Origin of the sequence: Allobosea rubneri, from assembly GCF_032464875.1 — a bacterium.
Taxonomy (GTDB): Bacteria; Pseudomonadota; Alphaproteobacteria; order Rhizobiales; family Beijerinckiaceae; genus Allobosea; species Allobosea rubneri.
Genome location: NZ_JAWDID010000136.1, coordinates 1 through 806, shown reverse-complemented (window position 1 = coordinate 806; position 806 = coordinate 1). Strand labels below are relative to the sequence as shown.

The 806-nt window shown below is 66.0% G+C and carries 1 protein-coding gene; it reads left to right on the top strand.

Going from position 1 to position 806, the window contains the following annotated elements; all coding sequences use genetic code 11:
- Positions 1-806, top strand: an 806-nt coding sequence (locus tag RKE40_RS29615) for a TRAP transporter large permease subunit (RefSeq protein WP_316021732.1), incomplete at both ends; no start/stop codon positions are given.

Genomic DNA, 806 nt, shown 5'->3' with positions numbered 1-806 from the left:
GCTGATCGTGCTCGCCGACCAGCTCGGCCGCTCGGTCGGCGACATGTACGAGGGTGCCTTCATCCCGGGCCTCGTGCTGTCGGCGATGTATGCCGGCTACGTCTTCCTGATCACCATCGTCTATCCGAAGCGTGCGCCCGGCCTGCCGCCGGAGGCCCAGACCCTGCGCGATGCCGACGGCAAGATCCGGCGCTTCTCGCTGCTGGTGGTGACGATCCTCTGCTTCGCGGTCGCCTACGCCTACATGAAGCTCTTCACCAAGCTCAATGCCGGCGCCGACTTCGTCATTCTGACCATGTCGATCATGGTCGCGGTCGCCTTCGTCATCGCGCTCGCCAACAAGTTCCTGAAGCTCAACCTGCTGTCGCGCATGACCGAGCAGGTGATCTTCGTGATGGTGCCGCCGCTGGCCCTGATCTTCCTCGTGCTCGGCACCATCTTCATCGGCCTCGCCACCCCGACCGAGGGCGGCGCCATGGGCGCGGCCGGCGCGATCCTGCTCGCCTGGGGCAAGAAGCGCATGACCTTCGACCTGCTCCGGCAGGCGACGGAGTCGACCGCCAAGCTCTCCGCCTTCGTGCTGTTCATCCTGGTCGGCGCGCGGGTGTTCTCGCTGACCTTCTACGGCGTCAACGGCCACCTGTGGGTCGAGCACCTGCTGGTCGGCCTGCCCGGCGGCGCGACGGGCTTCCTGATCGTCGTCAACGTGATGGTCTTCCTGCTCGCCTTCTTCCTCGACTTCTTCGAGCTCGCCTTCATCATCGTGCCGCTGCTCGGACCGGCCGCGGACAAGCTCGGCATCGACC